We start from the raw sequence: 25181 nt of genomic DNA on the forward strand, positions 1-25181 counted from the left end.
GAGCCGATAGAGGGACTCGAACCCACGACCTGCTGATTACAAATCAGCTGCTCTAGCCAGCTGAGCTACATCGGCCTATTTTGCGAGTGCAAAGATAGAAATGTTTTTTAATATTCCAAAAAAAATTTCGCACCACTCTCTATTTAAACAAAAAAACCATTCGCTGATGCGAATGGTTTCCGTTTGAGCCGATAGAGGGACTCGAACCCACGACCTGCTGATTACAAATCAGCTGCTCTAGCCAGCTGAGCTACATCGGCCTCATTACGGGTGCAAATATAAAGCGGATTTTCAATTCTCCAAAATAAAATTGCACTTTTTTACACTTTTTTTCGCTTATAGTGCGTTGATTTTTTCAATCAATTGATTAGCAGTTTGTTCTAATTCAACATTGATTTGTTTGAAGTGTGCTTTTTTATTTTCAACGTTTTTAGCGTTCACTTTTGTAATCAAAGTATCGAATGCAGCAATAGCTTCATCGACTAAAGCATTCGTTTCTGGAGTTGGATTTCCTGTTGTTGACATCTCAAACAAATAAACTGCTTCAATAATATCTCCTAATACGAAGTTGATGTCTTTCTTTAAATTCTTAACGTTTGCCATTTTTCTTATTATTTTAATTTGCGTCTGCAAAAGTACATATTATCTTTAAATTTAATGCTAAGAAATGTAAATTTCTAAAATTGAAGCGTTTCCGATCAAATTAAATGCATTTATTGCAGCTGGAATCAAAATGGTATCTCCTTTTTTGTAAGCTTGCTTGAATCCGTCGTATTCAATTTCAAAATTACCTTCAATACACATATATACTGTAAACGTTTCTCCTGTTTTAGCCACTTCTAATTTATTTTCTAACGGAAGGAAATTAGTTGTAAAATAAGGACAGTCTACAACTGTATTGGAAGTATTCGTTTTAGTCTCGTATTTTTTCTGTGTATCTACTTTATTGTAGTTAATGGCATCTAATGCAAGATCTACGTGCAATTCTCTTTTATTTCCTTGCGCATCTACACGGTCAAAATCGTATAATCTATACGTAATATCAGAAGTCTGCTGAATTTCGGCAACAACCAAACCTGCACCAATGGCGTGAACCGTTCCTGTTTCTAAAAAGAAAACATCTCCCGGTTTTGCTTTTACATCGTCTAAAATTGAAACTAAAGTATTGTCATGTAAGTGTTTTAAATATTCTTCTTTATTTGAATCTTCCTTAAAACCCACAATAATTCTAGCGTCTGCATCGGCTTGGGTTACGTACCACATTTCGGTTTTTCCGAATGAATTATGACGTTCTTTTGCTAATTTATCATTTGGATGAACTTGAATCGAAAGATCTTCTCTTGCATCAAGATATTTAAAAAGAAGCGGAAACTGTTTTCCAAATCTTTCATAAACTTTAGTCCCTAAAATAGCGTCTGGTGTTTCCTCAATCAAATCCATTAAAGATTTTCCTTTAAGAACTCCATTCGCAACCACACTTACATCTCCTTCTACAGTAGATAATTCCCAGCTTTCGCCAGTAATATTAGAAACGATTGGTTTGTTTAGAATTGTTTTTAGTTTTTCTCCTCCCCAGATTCTTTCTTTCAAAATCGGTTCAAATTGCAAAGGGTATAAATTTTGGCTCATGTTTTTAGGCTAATATATTTGTTTAATTAATTCTTTTCTAATACTATTTTGGTAATCTTATGACACTAATTCTTGAACAATTTCTAAGGCTTTCGGAATATGTTTTGCCGCGTTTGCACTGTCAAATATCGAAATCACCAAACCATTTTTATCAATTATATAAGTAACGCGTCCAGGCAAAAGTCCTAGCAGACTATTGCGGACACCAAAAAGTTTTCTCAATCTTTTATCTTGATCAGAAAGCAAAATAAAAGGTAATTTATGTTTAGTAGCAAATTTATGATGTGACTTTACACTATCGCTGCTAATACCAATTACCTCAGCTCCCAAATCTTTAAAATCTTCGTATTGGTCCCGAAAACTGCATGCTTCAGTAGTACAGCCAGGCGTATTATCTTTTGGATAAAAATAAATCACCAAGGGCTTTCTTCCTAAAACGCTTTGGCTTTCAAAAAGTTCTCCGTTGTTGTCTTTCGCAGTAAAATTCGGAACTATATCTCCTATTTTTAATGACATTTTTTATTCTCCTTTATAAGTTACAAAATTTCGGTCCGTTTCGTTCAGCACAACTTCCAGATCAAAGTCAGTGTGAATGCGTTGTCTAATTTTATTCCATATCACAACGGCAATATTTTCTGCAGTTGGATTTAAATCTGTAAATTCTGGAACATCCAGATTCAGATTTTTGTGATCAAACGGAATTTCTACTTCTTCACGTATAATATCCGCTAATACTTTCACATCTAAAACAAAACCAGTTTCGGGGTCAATCTTTCCTGTAACACTTACTGTTAAACCATAATTATGACCATGAAAGTTAGGATTGTTGCATTTTCCAAAAACGGCATCGTTTTTCTCAAATGACCAATCCTTTCGATGTAGTCGATGTGCAGCATTAAAATGTGCTTTTCTTGATATGGTTACTCTCATTTATGCTTCTGGTTAGTTTGGCTATAATTTATGGTCTTCAAGATAATGATCAAATTCATCAAAAATTATCTTAAACCATACGGTATAAATTTCGGGCTGTTTTTCAATATCTGCTTTAACCTCTTCAATACTCATCCATTTCCAATCTTCTACTTCATCTGGATTTATATTGGGTTCATCATTATAATAACCAATCATCACATGATCCAATTCATGCTCTGTCAAGCCGTTATCAAAAGGAGCTTTATAAATAAAATGAAACAGCTCTTTCAATTCTGCTTTAAAACCCATTTCTTCAAACAAACGTCGGCTTCCAGCTTCAATATTGGTTTCACCTTCACGCTGATGACTGCAGCAAGTGTTTGTCCAAAGCAGCGGAGAATGGTATTTATGATGAGCACGCTGTTGCAGCATAATTTCGTTTTTACTATTTAAAATAAAAACCGAAAAGGCACGGTGCAAAAGCGCTTTTTCATGTGCTTCTAATTTTGGCATCAAGCCAATCTGTTCATCGTTTTGATTAACTAGTATTACGTTTTCTTCTGTCATAAGGCTTCTTAAGCAAACAAAAATACGAAAAAAGAAATGGCTTAAAAACGCTAATTACGATTGTCAAAAGCCAAGCTCAAGACCCAATTTCTATTTTACTGATTTACAACATTCTAATTTTATGCTAAAAATTAAAAGCTGTTAAAATTAAGACATAAAAACTACATTGTACTCTTTTACGTAACTAATAAAAAGTTAAAACACACTTAAAAAAATCTCAATAATAACTCAGACTGTAATTTGAAGGTAAATCTCGACGTATCTTTGAAATTCAGACTAATAGCACCCAAAAATTTATGAAATCTAAAAATCTAATTTTCAGCCTTTGTTTTTTGATTCCGCTTTTTATTTTTCAAGCTTGCGGACAAAATACCAAAAAGCAATCTGCAAAAACTGTCGTTATGGAAAACAAAATAAGCAAACCCGGAAATCCTTATTACTCTAATACCGATACCACAAAATTGAATGTCAGCAATGCTGAATGGAAAAAGGTTTTACCCGCAGACGTTTATGCCGTAATGCGTGAGGCCGACACAGAAAGACCTTTTACAGGAAAATATTGGAATACCGACGAAAAAGGAACGTATTACTGCGCTTCATGCGGAAACTTACTGTTTAGATCGACAGCTAAATTTTCGAGCAGCTGCGGATGGCCAAGTTTTTTTGAACAGGAAAACAAAAAAAGTATTGTTTTTAAAGAAGATAATTCGATTGGAATGGAAAGAATCGAAACGCTTTGCGGTCGTTGCGGCGGACATTTAGGACATATTTTTGACGATGGCCCAGAACCAACTGGAAAACGCTACTGCATGAACTCAATTGCTCTAGATTTTATTCCTGATTCTAAATAATAGCTAAACACATAGAAACATAGAATTATAAAATTTCTAAGGAGATCAAAAGAAACACGTTTCTCACACATAGTAATCTATGTGAATTTAGTCAAGTGAAACGCCTTTATCAAGATTCCAAAAAGCTATGTCTCTATATGTTTAAACAAAATTCTCATTATGAAAAATATACTTTTAATATTCTTTTTTGCGCTTTCGCTGAATGGCATTTCGCAAAACAAAAAATCAAATCTTGAAACGATTACACTTGGCGGAGGCTGCTATTGGTGCGTTGAAGCTGTTTACGAACAACTAGATGGCGTAAAATCTGTCGTTTCTGGGTTTTCGGGCGGTAAAGTTGCTAATCCGACGTACGAAGAAGTTTGCACGGGAACAACCGGTCATGCCGAAGTGGTTCAGATTACGTATGACAAAACCGTAACAAATATTAATGAAATTTTCAAAGTCTTTTTTACTGTTCACGATCCGACAACTTTAAACCGTCAGGGCGCAGATGTTGGAACACAATATCGTTCGGTAATTTTCTACAAAAACGAAGAACAGAAAAAAGCTGCTCAAAGCATTATTGCCGAACTCAATAAGGCCAAAGTTTACAACAGTCCAATTGTGACAAAAGTGGAACCTTTTAAAGTTTTTTATAAAGCCGAAGATTATCATCAGAATTATTATTCGAACAATAAAAATCAGCCGTATTGCAAAATGGTGATTCAGCCGAAACTGGAAAAATTCGAAAAGGTTTTTAAAGACAAGCTGAAAAAGAAATAACAAATAATAAAGCATTATTGTAAACCGTCCACAAAAAATGGACGGTTTTTTTATTTGCTAAAGGCTTATAAACATTGAGATTTTAAAAATATTTTATTTTTTTTCAGATTTTTTGTCCAATCCTGAAAGTTCGATTGTTATTAGGGTATAAACATTAAAAAATTATACATCATGGAAGCTAGATTAAATTTATTCGAACAAGGTCAAAAAGCAGTTAGTACATTATTTGGAATCTCTGGTTATTTGAAAAAAGCAACAATCGAAAAATCTTTAATGGAATTGGTAGATTTTAGAATCTCACAAATTAACAACTGTGCATACTGCCTAGACATGCATTCAAAAGAAGCTTTAGCAGCTGGAGAAACAACTCAACGTTTATTAGGATTAAGCGCTTGGAGAGAAACGCCTTATTTTACGCAAAGAGAAAGAGTAGCTCTTGCGTACACAGAAGCGGTAAATGCTTGCGACGTGCCAGACGAAATTTACGAAATCGCAAAAGCTGAATTTACAGAACAAGAATTAATAGATCTTACTCTTGCAGTTGCGGCAATCAATGCTTGGAATCGTCTTAATATTGCTTTTGCTAACACTCCAGGAACTTACAGAGTGGGTCAGTTTGGATAATGATAATTGGTTTTTATTTTCTAAAAACAATTAACTTTATACAACTTAAAAAGAAAATTAATCCTTTATAAAAACATATCGAAATGAATGAATTTTTATTGATTTTCAGAAGAGATTTTATAACAAAAGAAGAACAACCCTCTCCAGAAGAACTGCAGCAGCATTTACAGCAATGGCAAAACTGGTTCGGAAGTCTTGCGGCTCAGGATAAACTGGCAAGACCTTTACAGCGTTGGGATGGCCAAGGAAAACTCGTAAACTCAAAAGGAGTTACAAACGGACCTTTTGTCGAAATTAAAGAATCTATCGGCGGATTAATTATCATTAAAGCCAAAGATTATGACGAAGCTGCCGAAATTGCGCAAGGATGTCCAGTTCTGAATTTTGGCGGAAATGTCGAAATCAGAATGGCCGTTTAACTTTGAAGAATTAAATATCAAAAATGCCTTTGTATCTTTACTTAGGCATTTTGCTTTATAATATGGAGAACAAAGAACTTATCCCTAATTTATTTAGAACAGAATATCAAAAAATAGTTTCGGTACTCTGCAGCTTATTTGGCATTCAGCATATCGAAATTGCCGAAGATATTGTTAGCGATACTTTTCTTTCCGCTGCTGAAACTTGGTCGATAAAAGGAACTCCCGAAAATCCGACCGCTTGGTTGTATACAGTTGCCAAAAACAAAACTAAAAATTACCTAAAAAGAAATACGGTTTTTGAAACCAAAATAGCTGGTAAAATCAAACACAATGCTCCACTTCAAAATCCAGAAATTGACATCGATTTATCAGATCAAAATATTGCCGACAGTCAGCTCGCGATGATTTTTACGGTTTGTAATCCCAGTAATTCTGAAGAAGCGCAAATTGCATTGGCGCTAAATTTATTGTGCGGTTTTGGAATAAGTGAAATTGCCGATGCTTTTTTGTCAAATAAAGAAGTGATTTATAAAAGAATCAATCGCGCCAAAGAAAAGCTGAAAGAAGAAAATATCAAGATTAAAAATCCGAATCTTTCTGAAATACAAGACCGAATGCCTACGGTTTTAAAAACGATTTACCTGCTCTTTTCTGAAGGCTATTATTCTATTTCTCAAAACACTACGCTACGAAAAGATTTTTGTACCGAAGCCATGCGTCTTACCTATTTGCTGATTCAAAATCAAAATACAAATCTCCCGCAAACCAATGCTTTAATGGCGTTAATGTGTTTTCATTCTTCAAGATTTGAAGCTAGAACTGGGTCAAACGGTGAAATTATTTTGTACGAAGACCAAAACGAATCCCTTTGGAATCAGGAATTGATAGACAAAGGAACTTATTTTTTAAGCAAATCATCAACTGGAAATACGCTTTCAAAATATCATTTAGAAGCTGGAATTGCTTACTGGCACACGAACAAAAATGATACCGCTGAAAAATGGCAAAATATTCTTGAATTGTACAATAATCTAATTATTTTGGAATATTCTCCAATTGTAGCTTTAAACAGAACGTATGCTTTATCTAAAGTAGAAGGCAATGAAGAAGCCATTCGCGAAGCCGAAAAATTAAACCTTACCGATAATCATTTTTACTATTCTTTACTCGGAAATCTTTATTTTTCAATTGACTCCAAAAAAGCATTAAAACATTTTGAAAGTGCTTTAAATCTTGCCAAAACCGTTTCTGATAAAAATATCATTAGCAAAAACATTCAAAAATTAAATAATCTTACCGCATAAAAAAAGCAGATGAAACGAATCATCTGCTTTTGTTTTTATATCTATTTTCAAACTATTGTTTAGCCACTTTTTTGAATCTCATCATTGGCACATCGCCCTGAATCAAATTAAGTTTTCCGTCTTTATCAATAGAATAACTTGTAATTTTTGCCATTTGTTTTACAAACTGCTGTTCTCCTCCACCTTCACAAAACATCATTGTAGTTGGACCTGGTTCTCCAAAAGTTAGAGATTTACCGCTCAAAGTGTATGGCGCACTGTAACCGTTGCATCCGTTATTGCCATAAACTTTTGTTTCTTTCTGATCAAAAGTAATTTGCGGCTTTTTATTCGGATATAATCCTTCAAAAGCAATTCTTGGTCCCGAAATGTATTCTAACTCCCAAGTTGTGTCAAATAAATTGCCTGCGTTTCCAGCAGTTTTTGACGATTTACATGAAGCAAAAAATATTGCTAAAATTGAAAGAACTGCAAGTGTGTACTTTTTCATAAAAATATATTTTTAAAGATTTATAATTTGTTTTTTGAAGATTAAAATAATTCTATAAAAATTCTTTACTCAATATTCATGCCTAGTTAGAGATTTTTAACAATTTAAATTCTATATAAAACTGTTATTTCTGTCTCTAAATTACTATATTTTCTTTAAACTTTTATAAATCAAAGATTTAATTTCAATTAGATGATTTCTTTTTTTTTGTAATTTGCATCAATCAAAAAACCAAAATCATCAATAAAAAACCCAAAAAATGAAACAATTCCTATTTTTGCTTGTATTTGCATTGACCGCTCCGTTTGCTCATTCGCAAGAAAACCTTCCAACAGATTATCTCACAAAAGAATTCCATCAAGGACGTCGTGAAGCATTTAGAGCTTTAATGCCTGCTAATTCAGTTGCCGTCGTTTTTTCTTATCCAGAAAGAGTGTTTTCTAGAGACATGGATTATATCTATCATGCAAATCCAGATATGTATTATTTATCAGGATACAAAGAACCAGATGCGGTATTACTGATTTTTAAAGAAGCACAAGGAACTGAAAAATACAACGAAGTTCTTTTTGTAAGAGAAAGAAATGCAGCCAGAGAAATGTGGACGGGAAGACGTTTGGGAATTGAAGGCGCAAAAGCTAAACTTGGTTTTACAACGGTTTACAACGGAAAAGATTTTAATGCGTTTGGCATTGACTTTTCAAAATTCAGTACAATTATTTATGACAGAATTCCAACAGATGTTGCAGAAAATAATAGTCCAGACAATTTATTTGCACTGCTAAAATCATTTAAATCTAAAGCTGGAATTACTCAAGCAAATGAAGTCTCAACAGATTTATTTGACAAAATCACCAGTTCGCTTCGTGAAATAAAAACTCCCGAAGAACTTGTTTTGATGCGCAAAACGGTAAAGCTTTCTTGCGTGGCTCACAACGAAGTGATGAAAGCAGTTGGCCCAGACATGAGTGAAAACGAAGCTGACGGAATTCACACTTACATTCACAAACATTATGGAGCAGAAGCCGAAGGTTACGCTCCAATTATAGGCGTTGGTGCAAACGGATGCATATTGCATTATTGGGAAAACAACGCTACAAAAATGGACAATCAATTGTTATTAATGGATGTTGGCTCTGAGTATCACGGCTATTCTGCAGACGTTACCAGAACAATTACGGCAAACGGAAAATTTACCGAGGAGCAAAAAGCCATTTATCAAATTGTTTATGATGCTCAAGAAGCTGTTTTTAAAATCTGTAAAGCAGGAACTCCTCTAGTTGCACTGAATGAAGCTGCCAAAGATGTTATTGCAAAAGGTTTAATAAAATTAGGTATTATTACAGACCCAAAAGATGTAAAATTATATTATCCGCACACCTGCTCCCATTTTCTTGGACTCGATGTTCATGACAAAGGAACTTACAATGGCCCTAATACTCTTATAAAAGAAAACATGATTCTTACAGTAGAGCCTGGAATTTATATTCCGGCAAACAGTAAATGCGATAAAAAATGGTGGAATATCGGGGTTCGTATTGAAGATGATATTTTAATGCTTAAAGATTCTTATGAAAACCTTTCTATAGATTCTCCAAGAAAATGGCAGGATATTGAGGCTTTAGCGAAACAAAAAAGCACTTTTAATGATATGAAGTTTCCTAAAATATAGTTTTTTTTTTGCCACGACTCGAGCGACAGCGAATAGGCGAAGCAATTTCACGAATTCCCGCTAATTTTTCTCAAATAGTCTACAAAAATAATTCGTGAGAATTAGTGAAATTCGTGGCAAACTTTATTTTCACAGATTATTTAAAAATCCTTTTTAATCCTTCTAATCTGTGGCATAAAATTTTAATCAAGCCTCAATATTTTGAGGCTTTTTCTTTTGATTTTTACCGAACTTTACATTCTAAAATTATTTAAAAATGAAAGCACTTACTTTTTCCACTTTTGGAAATTCTGATGTTTTAGAATATATAGAAATAATAAATCCTGTTTTAAAAAATGACGAAATTTTAATCGAAATGAAAGCCATCGGATTAAATTTTGCTGATGTTTACCGACGAAAAGGAAATTATCATTTAAAAGGAAATCCGCCTTTTATTGCGGGTTACGAAGGCGCAGGAATTGTGGTTGATGCAAATAATCACTCCGAATATAAAGTTGGCGATCGTGTGGCTTTTGCCGACGCTCCGTTTGCCAATGCTGAATTCGTAGCGGTAAATGTAAATCACATTATTCCATTGTCTGAAAGTATTTCTTTTGAAACTGCTGCTTCTGTTTTGCTTCAAGGCTTAACGGCTCATTATCTCGCTACAGACAGTCACAAAACCACAAAAGGAGAAACAGTTTTAATACACGCAGTTGCAGGCGGCGTTGGACAGATACTTACTCAGATAAGCAAACTTTTGGGTGCGACAGTTATTGGCTTAACCTCATCGCCAGAAAAAGCAAAAATCGGATTCGAACAAGGCGCAGACCATGTTTTTCTTTACAATGACGATTGGAAATCGGAAGTTTTTAAAGTTGTTCCTAATGGTGTTGATGCAGTTTACGACAGTATTGGAAGCACTTTAAAAGAAAGTTTTGAAGTAACAAAAGAATGCGGACAAGTGGTTTTCTTCGGAATGGCGGGCGGCGATCCTGAACCTGTAGACCCGAGAATGCTTATGGACGGTTCTAAAACTTTAACTGGAGGCGATTTATGGAGTTATTTAAATTCTAAAGAAGAAAGAATTAAAAGAGCAGCGCAATTATTCAGTTGGATTACCGAAGGAAAAATCAAACTTTCAGAACCGACATCATTTAAATTATCAGAAGGAAAACTGGCGCACGACTTTTTAGAAAGCAGAAAAAGCACAGGAAAAATTATTTTAATTCCTTAGATTTGAAACCAAAAATTAATCTTTTCTCTAATGATGAATAAACCAAAAAACTATTTTTTATTACTTATTTTTTGCCTAATCTTTTGTTCTGCTCAATCACAAAAACTGACCTGTACAATTTATTTTGATGATAATACTTCTGTTACTGGTCTGGGAAAAATAAAAAGTGACAATTTTATTAAATTCAAATTAAACGAAGATGCAAAAAGTACCGATTATGATCCGATGATAATTGATAAAATAGTTATCGAAAAAGATGGTGTTTCTCAAGTTTTCAAATACAAAAAAGAGATCGATGGGTTTCATAAATGGCTAAAAGTTCTCATTGAAGGGAATGTTTCTTTATACAAATATGATAATTCAGGTCTTATCTTCGTTCCTTCGATGACTCCCACTGGCTTCGGAACTAATGGTTTTGGAGGAACTAATATGTATTCAAGCTCAATTGAAGAATATTATGTTGCACACGGAGAAGAATTTGAAGTCATTTCTATTAGCACTATCGGTGGCTTTGGCAAAAACTTTAAAAAAGTAGCTTCTAAATTCTTTGAAGATTGTCCGATTCTTGTAGAAAAGATCAATAATAAAGAATATAAAAAAGATAAAGTTTACGATGTTGTAAAATTTTATAATACAAATTGCAATACTGAAAATGCTGCTACAACAAGTGAAATCAAAAACTAAAAAAGAAACCTATTATGTTTAATAATGGGTTTCTTTTTATAACTGATTTACTTCTATTTTCGTCAATTCTGATAATTCTAAGATTCTTTCTACTTCATCTTTGTTGGCGACAAAAAACAAATAATTATCTCCGTACGTGTCGTATGTCATTAATTCAAGATCGTGTTTTTCTAATGCCGATTGAATGTACGGAAACAAATCATGACTATACGTTTCTTCGGGATAATCGAAAGTAAAATCTTCTCCAATTAATTCCGAAATAAAATATTCTGCATCTTCTGGATCAAATTTCCAATCACTGTTCCAAGCATCGATACTTTCAAAAAAAGCAAAATGACCTTCAACAATATCGTGATACTCTTTGGCTTCTTTCTGGTAGTTTTTAAAAAGCTTTTTAGCTTCTTTTTTCAGTTCTTTATCTTCAACATTTCCTCTTGAAACCAATTTTATAAATTCCTGAAAAGTTTCTTCTGTCGCTTCTTCACTCGTTAATAAATCTTCATTTGAAGGAAGTTCAACCGTTTTTGAAACTTCAATATTTAAATATTGACAAATTCCCTGCAAAACCAATTTAAAATCTCGAACTCCGATTGCTTCACTTTCATTCTTCGGATTATTTACATCTATAACTTCACTTTCCAGTAATCCTTGGGTATAGTCAAAGAAATGTCTTCCGGAATACAGCATTTTAAAATCGTTTATTTCTAAACTATTCGTACAGCAAAAAAAGATTACAAAGTTTTTTATAGAACGTTTAAAGAACTTTTTCTCCTCTGGAGTTGGCTCAGAATAAAACTGAATATGTATAAAATCATATTCTAAACCTTCTTGAATCATTTCATCAGAAAGAGTCGCAATATTCATTTTTTTATAAAGTTCATTCAAAACTTCATAAGCATTATTAAAGCCAGCTTTTTTGATTTCTGCATTTCCTTCTTCATGATCCAAAGAACCCGGAAAGTAATATAAATTTACCCGGACATCTTCTTGAATTCCTTTCATTTTAAATTCAAGACTCGACTGCTCATTATATAAATAAGAGTAAATAGGATCAATAACATCAAAAGAAATGATCGATTTCGGATCGTTATTTCTATTAAATAAATTGGAAAAAAAGCTCATACGAAATATTTTATATTAAAATTAATCGATAGAATATTTAAAACTTTGATTCATTTTATCAAAGGGAATTACCTCATGGACAATCGATTCCAGTTCGTGATCTGTCAATAATCCTCTCGCCGATTCTACTATTTTTGGTGAAACATTGATTTCATAATCGACAATATCTCGTTTTAGAATAGCTGATAAAATTTGATTTTGCCGATCAGTAAGATATTTTTTGTGCGATTTAAATACCGATTCGATATCACTTCTAAATTCTTCATCTGTCAGTTGATTGTACACGTCTTGTTTAGACATATCGATCAACAAAACTTTAAAGATAAAATCTTGAAGATTTTTTGCCAGATAATTCACTTCATTCATATCGTGCCAAACAAACACGATTGGCACGTCTCCATTATTTTCTTCGTTTAAGAAAAAACAATAATGATCACCACCGCCGCTTTTAGCAAACGGAATGAATTTAAATTCTGGATTAATATTTCGATAATCTTCGGGATCTTGAAGTTCTTCGATTTCTTCTACAACAGATTTTAAATTCAGCGATTCAAAATCATACGAATGCAAAAGCAAAGGCGGATTGTCTTTTAAAGTAGGATAGACATCTGTATACCAATTTGGGCCATATTCTCCAACATCTAGCATACCATCGGCGTTTAGCTGCTTGTATAGAGAAGGATACACAAATCCGTATTTTTTTTCGATTTCTTGTATGGTCATCTTTGGGGGAATATTCTATTAAAATCAGAATACTAAGATAACAATCTTTACCAGACCAAAAAACCCGAAGCCAATTATTTCAAGGATTCCGCGATCATTAAGGCACATTTTTCACCATCGATTGCAGCAGAAATAATTCCGCCCGCATAACCTGCGCCTTCTCCACAAGGATATAAACCTTTGATTTGCAAATGCTCTAAAGTCATCGGATCTCTCGGAATTCTTACTGGCGATGAAGTCCTGCTTTCTGGCGCATGCAGAATTGCTTCATTTGTTAAATAACCACGCATAGATTTTCCAAAATCCTGAAATCCCTGACGCATAATCTGAGTTAAAAATCCTGGAAAAACCTGTCCTAATTCAACCGAAGTCGTTCCCGGAACATAAGAAGTTTTTGGAATATCTGCTGAAACTTTACTTTTTGTAAAATCGATCATTCGCTGAGCTGGAACTTTTTGAGTCTCGCCCGCCAAATGCCACGCTTTTTGTTCGATGCTTTTTTGAAATTCCATTCCAGCCAAAGCGCCAAATTTTGCAAAAGGTTTAAAATCTTCCAATTTCAATTCGACCACAATTCCAGAATTTGCTGTTGACTGATCTCGCTTTGAAGGCGACCAACCATTGGTAACCACTTCGCCTGGACTTGTAGCGCAAGGTGCAATTACACCACCTGGACACATACAGAATGAGTACATTCCGCGGCCGTTGACTTGTTTTACAATTGAATAGGGTGCTGGTGGCAAATGCTCTCCGCGGAAATCACAGCTATATTGAATGCTGTCAATTAATTCCTGAGCATGTTCTGCACGAACTCCCAAAGCAAAAGGTTTTGCTTCTATTAAAATTTTCTTTTTATCTAATAATTCAAAAATATCACGCGCCGAATGTCCCGTTGCCAAAATCAATTTATTGGCGTGAATTTTATCTCCGTTTTGAGTTAGGATTCCCTCAACTTCATTATTCTTAACTAAAATATCGCTTACTCGAGTTTCAAACAAAACCTGACCTCCAAATTCCCTGATTTTATTTCTGATGTCTTCAATAATTTTAGGAAGTTTGTTTGTCCCGATATGCGGATGCGCTTCTACCAAAATATCTTCTGAGGCTCCAAAAGCGACTAAAAGTTCTAAAATTCTTGTTACATCTCCACGCTTTTTAGAACGCGTATACAACTTTCCATCAGAATACGTTCCTGCCCCTCCTTCGCCAAAACAATAATTTGAATCTTCGTTTACAATATGCTCACGATTGATTGCTTTTAAATCACGACGGCGTCCGCGAACATCTTTTCCGCGTTCAAGTACAATTGGCTTTAAACCCAATTCAATTAATTGCAAAGCGGCAAAAAGTCCAGCTGGACCTGCTCCAACCACAATAACTTCTTGCGCATTGGAAACATCCTTATATATAGGTAGATCAATTTTGGTTTCTTGAAAAGGTTCGCCTTTTAAATAAATAAGAACTTTCAAATTGATTTTAATTGCTTTTTGACGTGCGTCGATAGAGCGTTTTAAAATCGAAACATGCTGAATTTCTTGTACAGAAACTTTAATCTGCTTAGACAAATGGTCTTTTAGCAATGATTCGTTTGCAGCAATTTCTGGTGTAACTTGAAGTAAAAGTTCTTTAGGCATTTTTGTGTTTTTATTCTATTAGCTTTTCTTTCTATGAAAAGAACATGCAAAAGTACTATTTTGAAATGAGATTTTATATTTAGTGTAAAATTTGCATGCAGATTTACACTTATCGAAGCAGATTTTATCGTTTTAAAATCATTGCTATTTATTTTTTAGCCACAGATTATTTGGATTAAAAAGATTTCTTTTACACAAAGCATATCGTATAGACGCACTGCAGTGCGTCTACGCAACGAATATCGGGATGATAATAAAATTTTTAAATCAACGAAAAACTTTTCTCCTTTGCGAGCAAATTGTTTTTTTCTCTCGCAGATTTTGGAGATTTTGGAGATTTCTCACACAAAGAATGTCGTAGAGACGCACCGCAGTGAGTCTACGCAACGAATATCCACAATACATTAGACGCACTGCGATACGCCTCTACAGAAAAAACCTTAGAACCTCAGCATCTCAGAACCTTAGAACCTTTAAGAAAGACTTTGTATCTTTGTCACTTAGAACCTTTACAAAAAAAAATGTCTAGAAAAATAAACCTAATTTGGGATTTCCGCGGACCTGCTTCTGCCAAAACTGCCGAACATCACGAAATTCATTTGAAAGAATATATAGCTATTGAAAAACTTCCTTTAAATATAACTGGCTTTTCAATTGTAAACGATATGCACGCAACAGCCTTTATGGTTGTCGAAGAACAAAATATGATTCAGGTAAGAGATGCTTTGAAACCGCATCGAGGGGAAGTTTATACGGAGTAAAATTTCAATATTTTAAATTCCAAATTCCAACCTTTGGGAAAATTCCAAATAAAAAAATTCCAAATTCCAAGTTGATGAAGCAATTGGAATTTGGAATTTATATTTTACATTCCGTTATTTTGGAATTTGGAATTTAAAACATTGGAATTTAATTTGCGACTTCGCTAATAAACTTAATACGCATTAAACGCAATTCGTCAATATCGTAATCGCCATCAAATTCTTTAAGAGCATCTTCTATTTTATCCGATTCAGATTCCATGAAGTAATCGTGAATTTCTTCCTGTTGATCGTCATCTAAAATATCGTCTAGCCAATATTTGATGTTTAATTTTGTTCCAGAATATACGATCTGTTCCATTTCTTTGATCAAGGCATCCATAGAAAGTCCTTTCGCGGAAGCGATATCACTTAACGGCAGTTTTCTATCAATATTCTGAATAATATATAATTTGTTGGCAGAATTTACTCCTGTAGATTTTACAACTAAATCGTCTGGGCGAATAATATCGTTGTCCTCAACATAACGGCTGATTAAAGCCACAAATTCACTTCCGTATTTTTTAGCTTTTCCTTCACCAACACCATGAATGTTATATAATTCTTGTATGGTTATCGGATATTTTAAAGCCATATCTTCAATAGAAGGATCTTGGAAAACTACGAATGGCGGAACTCCCAATTTTTTAGCCACTTTTTTACGAAGTTCACGAAGCATTCCTGTTAAGACTTCATCTGCAGTTCCAGAAGATTTTCCTCCAGTTACAATTGTTTCGTCGTCTGCTTCTGTGTATTCGTGATCTTCAGACATCATGAACGACACTGGATTTTTGATAAAATCTAAACCTTCCTGCGTAATTTTAATCACACCGTAAGTTTCAATATCTTTTGACAATAGTCCAGTTACCAAAACCTGTCTTAATAAGGCCATCCAATATTTTTCGTCATGATCAGATCCTGAACCAAAATAAGGTTGAGTATCGGTTTTATGTGCTTTAATAACCGCATTGATACGGCCGATTAAAGTAAATACAATTTCTTTTGATTTGTAGATATGTTTAGTATCGCGAACAATTTCAAGCAGTTTAACCACTTGTTCTTTCGCTTCCACTTTATGTTTCGGATTACGAACGTTGTCGTCCATATCAGCACCTTCGCCATTTTCGCTGTCAAATTCTTCACCAAAATAATGCAGCAAGAATTTTCTACGCGACATCGAGGTTTCGGCGTAAGCCACAACTTCCTGTAAAAGCGCAAAACCAATTTCTTGTTCGGCAACTGGTTTTCCAGACATAAATTTCTCCAGCTTCTCTACATCCTTATAAGAGTAGTAAGCCAAGCAATGCCCTTCTCCTCCATCACGTCCTGCACGACCCGTTTCCTGGTAATAACTTTCTAGTGATTTTGGAATATCATGGTGAATTACAAATCGAACGTCTGGTTTATCAATTCCCATTCCGAATGCGATGGTTGCCACCACCACATCTACGTCTTCCATCAAGAACATATCCTGATGTTTGGCACGAGTTTTAGCATCTAAACCTGCGTGATAAGGTACAGCGCTGATTCCGTTTACTTGTAAAACTTCGGCAATCGATTCTACTTTTTTCCGGCTTAAGCAGTAAATAATTCCAGATTTGCCTTTATGCTGTTTGATAAATCGAATAATATCCGACTCAATGTTTTTTGTTTTTGTTCGAACTTCATAATACAAGTTCGGTCTGTTGAATGATGCTTTAAAAGTATTGGCATCAGCCATGTCAAGGTTTTTCAGGATGTCTTCCTGAACTTTTGGAGTTGCTGTCGCGGTAAGACCAATAATTGGCACTTTCCCGAGCTGCTTAATTATGTTTCTCAGATTTCTGTACTCTGGCCTAAAGTCATGTCCCCATTCTGAGATACAGTGTGCTTCATCAATGGCAACAAAAGAAATTGGAACACTTTGTAAAAAAGCCACATATTCTTCTTTTGTCAATGATTCTGGGGCGACATACAAAAGTTTGGTCAATCCAGAAGTGATATCTTTCTTGACCTGAGCAATTTCCGTTTTAGTTAGAGAGGAATTTAATACATGTGCAATTCCATTTTCAGACGAAAGGCTTCGAATTGCGTCAACCTGATTTTTCATCAAAGCAATTAAAGGAGAAACAACTATTGCTGTTCCTTCTTGAATTAAAGCCGGTAATTGGTAACAAAGAGACTTTCCACCACCGGTCGGCATAATTACGAATGTATTGGTTTTACCTAAAATACTCGTAATGACTTGCTCCTGCAAGCCTTTAAATTGGCTAAAGCCGAAATACTTCTTTAATTCTTTATGTATTTCAATTTCATTTGAATTCATTCTCTATATTAACTGTATTTTGTATAAATTTGCAACACATAAAGATACAACTTTCTTTTATACATACAAATTTTAAATATTCTGTTTTGATCACAAAAGAAAATATATTGGCGATTGCCAAGAAAACAATACTCTCTGAAAGTGAAGCAATTACAAAACTAATTGATTTTTTGGACGAAAATTTTTACGAAGCTGTCCAACACATATACAAAACTAAAGGCCGTTTAATCGTAACTGGGATAGGAAAAAGCGCCATCATTGCGCAAAAAATGGTTGCCACTTTTAATTCAACTGGAACTCCTTCTATGTTTTTACATGCGGCTGAAGCAATTCACGGCGATTTAGGAATGATACAAAATGATGATGTCATTATCTGTATTTCTAAAAGTGGAAACAGCCCTGAAATTAAAGTTTTGGTTCCTTTATTAAAAAGATTCGGAAACACTTTAATCGCTATTACAGGAAATGTAACTTCTTTTTTAGCAAAAGGATCAGATTATGTTTTAAACACTACCGTTACAGTAGAAGCATGCCCGATTAATCTAGCGCCAACAAACAGCACTACAGCGCAACTTGTTATGGGAGACGCTCTTGCAGTCTGTTTAATGGAAATGCGTGATTTTAAACCTGAAGATTTTGCAGTTTATCATCCAGGCGGCGCATTAGGCAAAAAGCTTTTATTACGTGTAAAAGACATGATCGAGCATTCCTTAAAACCAAGTGTTACACCAGACACTTCAATTAAAAAAGCAATTTTTGAAATTTCAGAAAAAAGATTAGGTGTAACTGCAGTAATTGAAGACAATAAAATTGTTGGAATTATTACGGATGGAGACATCAGAAGAATGCTTAACGACAGAGATTCTATCGCTGACTTAACAGCAAGAGATATTATGTCTAAAAACCCAAAAGTAGTTTCGTCTGAAACTATGGCGGTTGACGCATTAAATATTTTAGAAGATTTTTCCATTACACAACTTATCGTTGCAGACAATGGAGAATACAAAGGAGTTTTACATTTACATGACATTTTAAAAGAAGGAATAGTATAATGGCAAAGAAAAATCTTGGCGAGATGTCATTTTTGGATCATCTTGAAGAATTAAGATGGTTATTGGTTAGAAGCACAATTGCAATTATCATAATGGGAATTGTGACTTATTTTTTTAGTGATTATTTATTTGACGAAATAATACTGGCACCGACAAAACCTTCATTTTTTACTTATGTATGGTTTTGCGATTTATCTCATCAATTGGGATTTGCTGACAGCATTTGTATTACCGAATTGAATTTTATAATTCAGAACACAGAAATGGAAGGTCAGGTCAATATCTTCGTTTGGATGTGTCTTTTGGTCGGTTTTATCACAAGTTTCCCTTATATTCTTTATGAAGTATGGAAATTTATAAGTCCAGCGTTGTATGAGAAAGAGCGTAAAAATGCAAAGTTATTTATCTTCTCTTCTTCAATGCTTTTCTTTTTAGGAGTAATATTTGGCTACTTTGTCGTGATTCCGATGTCTGTGAACTTCGTCGCTACTTTCTCTGTGAGCAAAATGGTAGTAAATCAGTTTACTATTGAATCGTATATGGGAATGGTTAAAACGAGCGTTCTAGCAAGTGGATTATTCTTTGAGCTTCCGATCATCATTTATTTCTTGACTAAATTAGGACTTGTAACTCCTGAATTTTTAAGAAAATATTGGAAATATGCCGTTGTAATTATTTTAATTGTTGCCGCTATCGTAACACCTCCAGATGTTGTAAGTCAAACTATTGTTGCAATTCCAATGCTTATTATTTACGAAGTAAGTATTCTGATTTCGAAAATTGTTTATAGAAATAAATTAAAAGAAAATGTCTGATATAGTTCAAGAATTTAACGACTATCGTTCTAAAATGAACGAAAAACTGCTTGCTGACAATAACAAAATTGTAAAGCGAATTTTTAATCTTGACACCAATGCTTATGCTGAAGGCGCTCTTGATGTAAAAACAAAAGAACTTTTAGGCCTTGTTGCATCTACTGTTTTAAGATGTGACGACTGTGTAAAATACCATTTAGAAACCAGTTATAAAGAAGGCGTTTCTAAAGAAGAAATGATGGAAGCAATGGGAATCGCAACTCTTGTTGGCGGAACAATTGTAATTCCTCATTTAAGAAGAGCTTACGAATTCTGGGAAGCTCTTGAAGAACAAGCTGGGAATTAGATAATTTGAAAATTAGTCAATTAGATAATTCAACATGTTATGTTAATTGATTTAATGGATTAATTTATTTTATCTTATTTTGCCAAAGAGATAAGCAATTATCTCATTATCAAATTGACACATTATCTAATTAAACAAATGAAGCTAAGAGCCGATAATTTAATAAAAACATACAAAGGACGAAGTGTTGTAAAAGGAATTTCTGTTGAAGTAAATCAAGGAGAAATTGTGGGACTTTTAGGTCCAAATGGAGCTGGAAAAACAACGTCTTTTTACATGATTGTGGGATTGGTAAAACCAAATCAAGGAAACATTTATCTTGATGATTTGAATATTACCGATTACCCAATGTACAAACGTGCACAGCAAGGAATTGGGTATTTGGCGCAAGAAGCTTCTGTTTTCAGAAAATTAAGTATCGAAGATAACATCCTAAGCGTTTTACAATTGACCAAACTTTCTAAAGAAGAGCAAATCGCTAAAATGGAAAGTTTAATAGAAGAATTCAGTTTAGAGCATATTCGCACCAACCGAGGCGATTTACTTTCTGGAGGTGAGCGTCGTCGTACAGAGATCGCGCGCGCATTGGCAACCGATCCAAAGTTTATTTTATTGGATGAGCCTTTTGCTGGAGTTGACCCTGTTGCGGTTGAGGATATTCAAAGAATTGTAGCACAATTAAAAAATAAAAATATCGGAATCTTAATTACCGATCACAACGTTCAGGAAACATTAGCCATCACTGATAAAACATATTTAATGTTCGAGGGAGGAATTCTTAAAGCAGGAATTCCAGAAGAATTGGTAGAAGACGAAATGGTTCGTCGCGTTTACCTTGGACAAAACTTCGAGCTTCGTAAGAAGAAATTGGAGTTTTGATTTTAGTGAGCAGTGGTCAGTTTTTTAGTGGTCAGTCATACTGATTACTTAAAAACTGACCACTGAATACTTTTTTTCAAAGTAATTTAAAAAGATGAAATCAGAAAAACCAACTCAGGAAGATTACGACAATTGGCACAAAGATCCCAAGAATTGGTTTCTTTTGAATTCGATTTATTTCAATCCAAAAGACAAAAGGCTTCTTCCTCCAAAAAAAATAAAATGGATGGGATGGACAGTCAATTTTGCAAATCCTTACTCGGTTTTAATCCTTATTGCAATTCTCGCATTAATTCCGCTATCTCAACTTTTAAAATAATACCCTTAGTATCAGTTTAAAACTGAACACTAAAAACCTGAGCACTGAACACTATTCTACTGTGATAAAATGCAATTGTTCTAGATCTCCATTATAAATATTAACATCAACACGGTGTTTTATTCCAGGCAAAGAGGCTTTTTCTGTAAACTGCCAAAATAGCCAGTCGTCTTCAATTTTTTCTCTGTAGAAATTATAATTGGCGATCCAGAAAAGATAATCGCTAAATTCTTCTTTCAAAAAATCGGAATAATATCTTTCTCCCGAATAAATAATCGGACGAACTTGATAATGTTTTTCAACTTTATTCAACCAGCGTTTCAATCCCACTTTTAAACTATCTAAAGACTGATTTTTAGGCAATTTTTCGATATCTAAAACAGGAGGAAGATCTCCTTTTTGCAATTTTACTGTTTTGATAAAAAGATCGGCCTGTTCGATAGAATTTTCGTTTGGTCGATAATAGTGGTAAGCACCGCGCATGATTTTATTTTCCTTAGCGCCTTCCCAGTTTCTCTTGAATTGCCTGTCAACACGGTCATTTCCAGCAGTAGCACGAATAAAAACAAATTGAACAGGATATTTTTCATCCAAGATTTCGACTTCTTCCCAATCGACTTTTCCTTGAAATTCAGAAACGTCAATTCCGATTACTTTTCCTTTATGATTTTCGAGAACTCGAATATTTCGCACATCCGAAAGGTGTTTATCAACCCCATCTTCTTCCAGAACTTTTTCTGTTTTAAAACCTAAATAATAGGCAATTCCTTTGCGATAATGATAAATTATCCCAATGAATATAAGTCCGAAAAAAATCAATAAAAGGGAACGAAAAACTCTGCTCAAAAAAGATCTTCCAGCGGGTTTTCTTGAATATGTTTTACGATAAGTCGTTTTTCTTGCCATTCAACAAAATTACTTTTTCAGAAACAGATTATTGATAATAGACAACAACACATAAAAAGCAATAATCAACGGAATCGCAGTATATTGAAGCAAAACAACCATTAGTACCGAAATAATCAGAAACACAATTTGAAGTGTATTTTCTTTAAAACTGAATTTTTTAATTTTTAAAGAAAACAGCGGAATCTCAGCATTTAAAATATAAGCACTGCATACTGTTATTATCAGTAAAACCCATTGATTAGTTAAAATTTCCAAAATCATCAAAGAATCTGAAAACGAAATAACCAAAGGAAGACTTAAAATAAATAAGGCGTTTGCTGGAGTTGGCAATCCAATAAAAGAATCTGTCTGGCGCGTATCGATATTAAAATTAGCCAAACGATAACAAGATCCTAAAGTGATGATAAATCCTAAAAATGGAATTGCTGGGTGAGTGCCTAGTTCGTGCGCGCTATTGGTAAACATGCTGTACATTACATATCCTGGAGTTACTCCACTTGTTACCATATCTGCCAAAGAATCCAACTGCAATCCAAGCGGGCTAGAAACTTTAAATAATCTGGCAAAAAAGCCATCAAAGAAATCAAAAAAGATTCCCAAGCAAACCATATAAAAAGCCATTAGATAATTATTTTCGGAAACATAAACAATTGCAACGCAGCCGCAGAAAAGATTAATTAATGTAATTAGGTTTGGAATGTGCTTTTTAATATTCATAGCTTTATTTTTTGATAATGGCAGAGAACAAATTTAGTATAATAACTGGATGCAAAACGAGTTTTTTAGAGAGTTTTTTATTTCTAAATACGACTTTGGGAATATTTAAGCAAAGGAACTTATTAGATGAGTAAAATATTATATTTTTGATAAAAATTTAAAAACAGGCCTCGATCTGCAAAAACATATACGTTGAAGAAATATTTAGTGTTTTTATTCTTTTGGAGTTGTACTTTTCAGTATGCGCAAACCGTTCGAAAATATTCGAATGAATTTATGAATATTGGAGTCGATGCCGCTGCTCTCGGAATGGCAAGTGCCGTAACTGCTTCTACCACTGATGTAAATTCTGTTTACTGGAATCCGGCAGGTTTGACACATCTGGAAGATCATCAGATTGCTTTAATGCACGCCAGTTATTTTGCCAATATTGCCCAATACGATTACATAGGCTACGCAAGCCCGATTGATGACAGAAGTGCTTGGGGAATTTCGATGATTCGTTTTGGAGTAGACGACATTATGGACACTACGCAATTAATCGACAGCCAAGGAAACATCGATTACAATAGAATCAGGCTGTTTTCTACTGCAGATTATGGTTTTACTTTTTCTTATGCGAGAGAACTTCCTATCGAAGGATTTCAATATGGTGTAAATGCAAAAGTGATTCGAAGAGTAATTGGAAAATTTGCCAATTCGTGGGGATTTGGATTTGATGTCGGACTTCAGTTTGAAAGAAATGACTGGAAATTTGGTTTAATGCTTCGCGATATAACCACAACTTACAACGTTTGGAATATTGACGAAGAAGAATATGCTAAAATTGCCAATGCGATTCCGGGAGAAAATAATGAGTTGCCAGAAAATACAGAAATAACATTGCCAAAAGCACAATTGGGAGTTTCAAAAAGATTTGATTTTCATAACGAATGCAGTCTTGTAACTTCTGCAAATTTAAATATGCGTTTTGAGCAGACGAATGATATTATTTCATCAAAAGTAGTAAGTATAGACCCAGCTCTAGGGTTTGAGTTTGGCTATACCGATTTGGTCTTCGTACGCGCAGGTGCAGGGAATTTCCAAAATGTAACACAATTGGACAATACTGAAAAAGTAAATTTTCAGCCTAATATTGGTTTAGGCTTTAGGTATAAAGGCATACAAATTGATTACGCTCTAACCGATTTAGGAAATCAAAGCACGGCATTGTATTCTAATATTTTTTCCTTGAAAGTAGATTTGGGTATCTTTAGATAATTATTTAAAACCATAAAACATTAAAATTTTAAATCATGAAAACTGTCATGTTCAAAAAAGCACTTTTTACTTTATTATTCTTATCCAGTTTTATTGGTTTTAGCCAAAGTCTAGCTTTATCTAAAGATGCTAAAGTAAGTATTTTGACCTGCGGATTGGGAAATGAAACGTATTCTTATTTTGGGCATACGGGAATTAGAGTTTTAGATCCTGGAAACAACTTTGATGTTGTTTACAATTATGGAACTTTTGATTTTAGAACGCCTAATTTCGTAATGAAATTTGCAAAAGGAGATTTACAATATTTTGCAACCGTGCATTCGTATGCCGATTTTTTCAACGAATATACCTATGAGAAGAGAAGCATTTATGAGCAGGAATTACTGATTTCTCAAGATTTAAAGCAAAAACTTTTTGATCAATTAAACGCTGTTTTAGATTCTGAAGAGCGTTACTATACTTATAAATTCATTGATAAAAACTGCACCTCTATGGTCGTTGATGTTGTGAATAAAACTTTAGGCGGAAATGTGATTGTAAAAAAAGACGATACAGACAAAACTTATCGTTCTATTCTCTTCCCTTACTTTGACGGTCATTTCTATGATCAGTTGGGAACCAGTATTATTTTTGGAACAAAAGTCGATCAAATGGGAACAAGAATTTTTCTTCCATTTGAATTGAAAAACAGTTTAGACAAAACTACTTTTCAAAATAAACCATTGGCGGCAAAAAGCAAAACACTATTAGAGTTCACAAAAGAAACACCAAAATCTTGGTGGAACAACATTTACACGTATCTCTTCATCTTGCTTTTTGTAATCTTTGCAAGAAACAAAACAGTTGATAAAATCTATTTTTCGATTCTATCATTAATTGGAATATTCTTCGTTATTATGGGATTTTACTCTTTTCACCAAGAACTGGCAATGAATTATAATGTTCTATTATTTAGTCCTCTTTTATTGGTTTTAGTTTTGTTCTCCATTTTCAAAAACAAATTATGGACTTATAGATTTTCGCTAATCAACTTTGTACTTTTAGTAATTTACTTTTTGTTTTTGATTAACAAAGCACATTTCTTTATCACGTTACCATTAATCATTACAAGCGGAGTAGTTCTGTACGAACAGCAATCCGCAACAAAAGACCAATCCCGATAAT

The 25181-nt window shown here is 34.0% G+C and carries 28 protein-coding genes and 2 tRNA genes; 16 read left to right on the top strand and 14 right to left on the bottom strand.

Going from position 1 to position 25181, the window contains the following annotated elements; translation table 11 throughout:
- Nucleotide 1: 1 nt before the first annotated feature.
- From Q9Q97_RS13615 to idi, 7 genes are all read right to left on the bottom strand, one after another.
- A tRNA-Thr gene (locus Q9Q97_RS13615) sits at nucleotides 2–75 on the bottom strand.
- 111 nt (nucleotides 76–186) lie between these two features.
- Nucleotides 187–260, bottom strand: a tRNA-Thr gene (locus Q9Q97_RS13620).
- Between the two features lie 76 nt (nucleotides 261–336).
- Nucleotides 337–603, bottom strand: a complete 267-nt coding sequence (locus Q9Q97_RS13625; protein ID WP_125722399.1) for a hypothetical protein — start codon at nucleotides 601–603, stop codon at nucleotides 337–339.
- Nucleotides 604–660: 57 nt separating this feature from the next.
- Nucleotides 661–1629 carry a type I phosphomannose isomerase catalytic subunit gene (locus tag Q9Q97_RS13630; protein ID WP_306157934.1) on the bottom strand — a complete coding sequence of 323 codons (969 nt, stop codon included), beginning with the start codon at nucleotides 1627–1629 and terminating at the stop codon, nucleotides 661–663.
- 57 nt (nucleotides 1630–1686) lie between these two features.
- On the bottom strand, nucleotides 1687–2145 hold the full coding sequence (locus Q9Q97_RS13635) for a peroxiredoxin (RefSeq protein ID WP_306157936.1): 459 nt from the start codon (nucleotides 2143–2145) through the stop codon (nucleotides 1687–1689).
- Nucleotides 2146–2148: 3 nt separating this feature from the next.
- Nucleotides 2149–2559, bottom strand: a complete 411-nt coding sequence (locus Q9Q97_RS13640) for a 6-carboxytetrahydropterin synthase (protein WP_306157938.1) — start codon at nucleotides 2557–2559, stop codon at nucleotides 2149–2151.
- A 21-nt stretch (nucleotides 2560–2580) separates the two neighbouring features.
- Nucleotides 2581–3108 carry an isopentenyl-diphosphate Delta-isomerase gene (idi, locus tag Q9Q97_RS13645; protein ID WP_306157940.1) on the bottom strand — a complete coding sequence of 176 codons (528 nt, stop codon included), beginning with the start codon at nucleotides 3106–3108 and terminating at the stop codon, nucleotides 2581–2583.
- Between the two features lie 296 nt (nucleotides 3109–3404).
- On the opposite strand from idi, the gene msrB reads away from it, so the two are divergent.
- From msrB to Q9Q97_RS13670, 5 genes are all read left to right on the top strand, one after another.
- Nucleotides 3405–3959, top strand: a complete 555-nt coding sequence (gene msrB / locus Q9Q97_RS13650; protein ID WP_306157942.1) for a peptide-methionine (R)-S-oxide reductase MsrB — start codon at nucleotides 3405–3407, stop codon at nucleotides 3957–3959.
- Between the two features lie 159 nt (nucleotides 3960–4118).
- The gene (gene msrA / locus Q9Q97_RS13655; RefSeq protein ID WP_306157944.1) at nucleotides 4119–4724 is read left to right on the top strand and encodes a peptide-methionine (S)-S-oxide reductase MsrA; all 606 of its coding nucleotides are present in this window, start codon (nucleotides 4119–4121) and stop codon (nucleotides 4722–4724) included.
- Nucleotides 4725–4895: 171 nt separating this feature from the next.
- Entirely contained in the window at nucleotides 4896–5348 is a 453-nt protein-coding gene (locus Q9Q97_RS13660; protein ID WP_306157946.1) for a carboxymuconolactone decarboxylase family protein, read from the top strand.
- Nucleotides 5349–5431: 83 nt separating this feature from the next.
- Nucleotides 5432–5767, top strand: a complete 336-nt coding sequence (locus tag Q9Q97_RS13665) for a YciI family protein (RefSeq protein ID WP_125722392.1) — start codon at nucleotides 5432–5434, stop codon at nucleotides 5765–5767.
- Between the two features lie 62 nt (nucleotides 5768–5829).
- Nucleotides 5830–7074, top strand: coding sequence for an RNA polymerase sigma factor (locus Q9Q97_RS13670; protein WP_306158382.1), 1245 nt, complete (start codon nucleotides 5830–5832; stop codon nucleotides 7072–7074).
- 52 nt (nucleotides 7075–7126) lie between these two features.
- On the opposite strand, the gene Q9Q97_RS13675 is transcribed toward Q9Q97_RS13670, so the two are convergent.
- A complete protein-coding gene (locus Q9Q97_RS13675; protein WP_306157948.1) occupies nucleotides 7127–7564 on the bottom strand; it encodes an META domain-containing protein in 438 nt (145 codons plus the stop codon).
- Nucleotides 7565–7823: 259 nt separating this feature from the next.
- Between Q9Q97_RS13675 and Q9Q97_RS13680 the strand changes: the two genes are divergently transcribed.
- The 3 genes from Q9Q97_RS13680 to Q9Q97_RS13690 all read left to right on the top strand — a co-directional run bounded on the left by Q9Q97_RS13680 (nucleotide 7824) and on the right by Q9Q97_RS13690 (nucleotide 11136).
- Complete coding sequence (locus Q9Q97_RS13680; protein ID WP_306157950.1) at nucleotides 7824–9236, top strand: aminopeptidase P N-terminal domain-containing protein; 1413 nt, start codon at nucleotides 7824–7826, stop codon at nucleotides 9234–9236.
- A 256-nt stretch (nucleotides 9237–9492) separates the two neighbouring features.
- Nucleotides 9493–10452, top strand: coding sequence for a quinone oxidoreductase (locus Q9Q97_RS13685; RefSeq protein ID WP_306157952.1), 960 nt, complete (start codon nucleotides 9493–9495; stop codon nucleotides 10450–10452).
- A 30-nt stretch (nucleotides 10453–10482) separates the two neighbouring features.
- On the top strand, nucleotides 10483–11136 hold the full coding sequence (locus Q9Q97_RS13690; protein ID WP_306157954.1) for a hypothetical protein: 654 nt from the start codon (nucleotides 10483–10485) through the stop codon (nucleotides 11134–11136).
- A gap of 36 nt (nucleotides 11137–11172) precedes the next feature.
- On the opposite strand, the gene Q9Q97_RS13695 is transcribed toward Q9Q97_RS13690, so the two are convergent.
- The 3 genes from Q9Q97_RS13695 to Q9Q97_RS13705 all read right to left on the bottom strand — a co-directional run bounded on the left by Q9Q97_RS13695 (nucleotide 11173) and on the right by Q9Q97_RS13705 (nucleotide 14615).
- The gene (locus Q9Q97_RS13695; protein WP_306157956.1) at nucleotides 11173–12258 is read right to left on the bottom strand and encodes a hypothetical protein; all 1086 of its coding nucleotides are present in this window, start codon (nucleotides 12256–12258) and stop codon (nucleotides 11173–11175) included.
- 21 nt (nucleotides 12259–12279) lie between these two features.
- The gene (locus Q9Q97_RS13700) at nucleotides 12280–12981 is read right to left on the bottom strand and encodes an SMI1/KNR4 family protein (RefSeq protein WP_306157958.1); all 702 of its coding nucleotides are present in this window, start codon (nucleotides 12979–12981) and stop codon (nucleotides 12280–12282) included.
- A gap of 74 nt (nucleotides 12982–13055) precedes the next feature.
- Nucleotides 13056–14615 carry an NAD(P)/FAD-dependent oxidoreductase gene (locus tag Q9Q97_RS13705; RefSeq protein ID WP_306157961.1) on the bottom strand — a complete coding sequence of 520 codons (1560 nt, stop codon included), beginning with the start codon at nucleotides 14613–14615 and terminating at the stop codon, nucleotides 13056–13058.
- 521 nt (nucleotides 14616–15136) lie between these two features.
- Here Q9Q97_RS13705 and Q9Q97_RS13710 point away from each other — a divergent pair.
- Entirely contained in the window at nucleotides 15137–15376 is a 240-nt protein-coding gene (locus Q9Q97_RS13710; protein ID WP_306157964.1) for a hypothetical protein, read from the top strand.
- A 148-nt stretch (nucleotides 15377–15524) separates the two neighbouring features.
- On the opposite strand, the gene recQ is transcribed toward Q9Q97_RS13710, so the two are convergent.
- Nucleotides 15525–17720: a DNA helicase RecQ gene (gene recQ / locus Q9Q97_RS13715; protein ID WP_306157966.1), complete on the bottom strand. Its 2196-nt coding sequence runs from the start codon at nucleotides 17718–17720 to the stop codon at nucleotides 15525–15527.
- A gap of 86 nt (nucleotides 17721–17806) precedes the next feature.
- Between recQ and Q9Q97_RS13720 the strand changes: the two genes are divergently transcribed.
- The 5 genes from Q9Q97_RS13720 to Q9Q97_RS13740 all read left to right on the top strand — a co-directional run bounded on the left by Q9Q97_RS13720 (nucleotide 17807) and on the right by Q9Q97_RS13740 (nucleotide 21131).
- Nucleotides 17807–18772, top strand: coding sequence for an SIS domain-containing protein (locus Q9Q97_RS13720; protein ID WP_306157968.1), 966 nt, complete (start codon nucleotides 17807–17809; stop codon nucleotides 18770–18772).
- The gene (gene tatC, locus Q9Q97_RS13725) at nucleotides 18772–19587 is read left to right on the top strand and encodes a twin-arginine translocase subunit TatC (RefSeq protein ID WP_306157970.1); all 816 of its coding nucleotides are present in this window, start codon (nucleotides 18772–18774) and stop codon (nucleotides 19585–19587) included. The genes Q9Q97_RS13720 and tatC overlap by 1 nt, the downstream gene beginning before the upstream one ends.
- Nucleotides 19580–19933: a carboxymuconolactone decarboxylase family protein gene (locus tag Q9Q97_RS13730; protein ID WP_306157973.1), complete on the top strand. Its 354-nt coding sequence runs from the start codon at nucleotides 19580–19582 to the stop codon at nucleotides 19931–19933. The genes tatC and Q9Q97_RS13730 overlap by 8 nt, the downstream gene beginning before the upstream one ends.
- A 138-nt stretch (nucleotides 19934–20071) precedes the next feature.
- Nucleotides 20072–20812 carry an LPS export ABC transporter ATP-binding protein gene (gene lptB, locus Q9Q97_RS13735; RefSeq protein WP_026982881.1) on the top strand — a complete coding sequence of 247 codons (741 nt, stop codon included), beginning with the start codon at nucleotides 20072–20074 and terminating at the stop codon, nucleotides 20810–20812.
- A 94-nt stretch (nucleotides 20813–20906) separates the two neighbouring features.
- Nucleotides 20907–21131, top strand: a complete 225-nt coding sequence (locus Q9Q97_RS13740; RefSeq protein ID WP_306157978.1) for a DUF5808 domain-containing protein — start codon at nucleotides 20907–20909, stop codon at nucleotides 21129–21131.
- A 51-nt stretch (nucleotides 21132–21182) separates the two neighbouring features.
- Here the strand turns inward: Q9Q97_RS13740 and Q9Q97_RS13745 are convergent, their stop codons facing one another.
- On the bottom strand, nucleotides 21183–22037 hold the full coding sequence (locus Q9Q97_RS13745; protein ID WP_306157980.1) for a glycoside hydrolase family 25 protein: 855 nt from the start codon (nucleotides 22035–22037) through the stop codon (nucleotides 21183–21185).
- 9 nt (nucleotides 22038–22046) lie between these two features.
- Nucleotides 22047–22757: a phosphatidylcholine/phosphatidylserine synthase gene (locus Q9Q97_RS13750; RefSeq protein ID WP_306157982.1), complete on the bottom strand. Its 711-nt coding sequence runs from the start codon at nucleotides 22755–22757 to the stop codon at nucleotides 22047–22049.
- Nucleotides 22758–23033: 276 nt separating this feature from the next.
- Here Q9Q97_RS13750 and Q9Q97_RS13755 point away from each other — a divergent pair, with 276 nt between their 5' ends.
- Both Q9Q97_RS13755 and Q9Q97_RS13760 read left to right on the top strand, forming a co-directional pair.
- Nucleotides 23034–24017 (top strand): PorV/PorQ family protein, encoded by a 984-nt coding sequence (locus Q9Q97_RS13755; RefSeq protein WP_306158386.1) that lies wholly within the window; start codon nucleotides 23034–23036, stop codon nucleotides 24015–24017.
- Between the two features lie 35 nt (nucleotides 24018–24052).
- The gene (locus tag Q9Q97_RS13760) at nucleotides 24053–25180 is read left to right on the top strand and encodes a DUF4105 domain-containing protein (protein ID WP_306157985.1); all 1128 of its coding nucleotides are present in this window, start codon (nucleotides 24053–24055) and stop codon (nucleotides 25178–25180) included.
- The last annotated feature ends 1 nt before the right edge of the window (nucleotide 25181 follow it).

The sequence above is a fragment of the Flavobacterium sp. DG2-3 genome (genome assembly GCF_030730925.1).
Lineage (GTDB): Bacteria > Bacteroidota > Bacteroidia > Flavobacteriales > Flavobacteriaceae > Flavobacterium.

Excerpts from the sequence above, each read along its gene's own strand:
- Q9Q97_RS13635 (WP_306157936.1), bottom strand. The coding sequence starts at position 2,145 with ATGTCATTAAAAATAGGAGATATAGTTCCGAATTTTACTGCGAAAGAC.
- recQ (WP_306157966.1), bottom strand. The coding sequence starts at position 17,720 with ATGAATTCAAATGAAATTGAAATACATAAAGAATTAAAGAAGTATTTC.
- Q9Q97_RS13665 (WP_125722392.1), top strand. The coding sequence starts at position 5,432 with ATGAATGAATTTTTATTGATTTTCAGAAGAGATTTTATAACAAAAGAA.
- Q9Q97_RS13740 (WP_306157978.1), top strand. The coding sequence starts at position 20,907 with ATGAAATCAGAAAAACCAACTCAGGAAGATTACGACAATTGGCACAAA.
- Q9Q97_RS13675 (WP_306157948.1), bottom strand. The coding sequence starts at position 7,564 with ATGAAAAAGTACACACTTGCAGTTCTTTCAATTTTAGCAATATTTTTT.
- Q9Q97_RS13670 (WP_306158382.1), top strand. The coding sequence starts at position 5,830 with ATGGAGAACAAAGAACTTATCCCTAATTTATTTAGAACAGAATATCAA.
- Q9Q97_RS13680 (WP_306157950.1), top strand. The coding sequence starts at position 7,824 with ATGAAACAATTCCTATTTTTGCTTGTATTTGCATTGACCGCTCCGTTT.
- Q9Q97_RS13710 (WP_306157964.1), top strand. The coding sequence starts at position 15,137 with ATGTCTAGAAAAATAAACCTAATTTGGGATTTCCGCGGACCTGCTTCT.
- msrA (WP_306157944.1), top strand. The coding sequence starts at position 4,119 with ATGAAAAATATACTTTTAATATTCTTTTTTGCGCTTTCGCTGAATGGC.
- Q9Q97_RS13625 (WP_125722399.1), bottom strand. The coding sequence starts at position 603 with ATGGCAAACGTTAAGAATTTAAAGAAAGACATCAACTTCGTATTAGGA.
- Q9Q97_RS13700 (WP_306157958.1), bottom strand. The coding sequence starts at position 12,981 with ATGACCATACAAGAAATCGAAAAAAAATACGGATTTGTGTATCCTTCT.
- Q9Q97_RS13690 (WP_306157954.1), top strand. The coding sequence starts at position 10,483 with ATGATGAATAAACCAAAAAACTATTTTTTATTACTTATTTTTTGCCTA.
- Q9Q97_RS13750 (WP_306157982.1), bottom strand. The coding sequence starts at position 22,757 with ATGAATATTAAAAAGCACATTCCAAACCTAATTACATTAATTAATCTT.
- lptB (WP_026982881.1), top strand. The coding sequence starts at position 20,072 with ATGAAGCTAAGAGCCGATAATTTAATAAAAACATACAAAGGACGAAGT.
- Q9Q97_RS13695 (WP_306157956.1), bottom strand. The coding sequence starts at position 12,258 with ATGAGCTTTTTTTCCAATTTATTTAATAGAAATAACGATCCGAAATCG.
- Q9Q97_RS13760 (WP_306157985.1), top strand. The coding sequence starts at position 24,053 with ATGAAAACTGTCATGTTCAAAAAAGCACTTTTTACTTTATTATTCTTA.
- Q9Q97_RS13630 (WP_306157934.1), bottom strand. The coding sequence starts at position 1,629 with ATGAGCCAAAATTTATACCCTTTGCAATTTGAACCGATTTTGAAAGAA.
- Q9Q97_RS13745 (WP_306157980.1), bottom strand. The coding sequence starts at position 22,037 with ATGGCAAGAAAAACGACTTATCGTAAAACATATTCAAGAAAACCCGCT.
- Q9Q97_RS13730 (WP_306157973.1), top strand. The coding sequence starts at position 19,580 with ATGTCTGATATAGTTCAAGAATTTAACGACTATCGTTCTAAAATGAAC.
- Q9Q97_RS13705 (WP_306157961.1), bottom strand. The coding sequence starts at position 14,615 with ATGCCTAAAGAACTTTTACTTCAAGTTACACCAGAAATTGCTGCAAAC.
- Q9Q97_RS13660 (WP_306157946.1), top strand. The coding sequence starts at position 4,896 with ATGGAAGCTAGATTAAATTTATTCGAACAAGGTCAAAAAGCAGTTAGT.
- Q9Q97_RS13685 (WP_306157952.1), top strand. The coding sequence starts at position 9,493 with ATGAAAGCACTTACTTTTTCCACTTTTGGAAATTCTGATGTTTTAGAA.
- Q9Q97_RS13640 (WP_306157938.1), bottom strand. The coding sequence starts at position 2,559 with ATGAGAGTAACCATATCAAGAAAAGCACATTTTAATGCTGCACATCGA.
- idi (WP_306157940.1), bottom strand. The coding sequence starts at position 3,108 with ATGACAGAAGAAAACGTAATACTAGTTAATCAAAACGATGAACAGATT.
- Q9Q97_RS13755 (WP_306158386.1), top strand. The coding sequence starts at position 23,034 with ATGAATATTGGAGTCGATGCCGCTGCTCTCGGAATGGCAAGTGCCGTA.
- msrB (WP_306157942.1), top strand. The coding sequence starts at position 3,405 with ATGAAATCTAAAAATCTAATTTTCAGCCTTTGTTTTTTGATTCCGCTT.
- tatC (WP_306157970.1), top strand. The coding sequence starts at position 18,772 with ATGGCAAAGAAAAATCTTGGCGAGATGTCATTTTTGGATCATCTTGAA.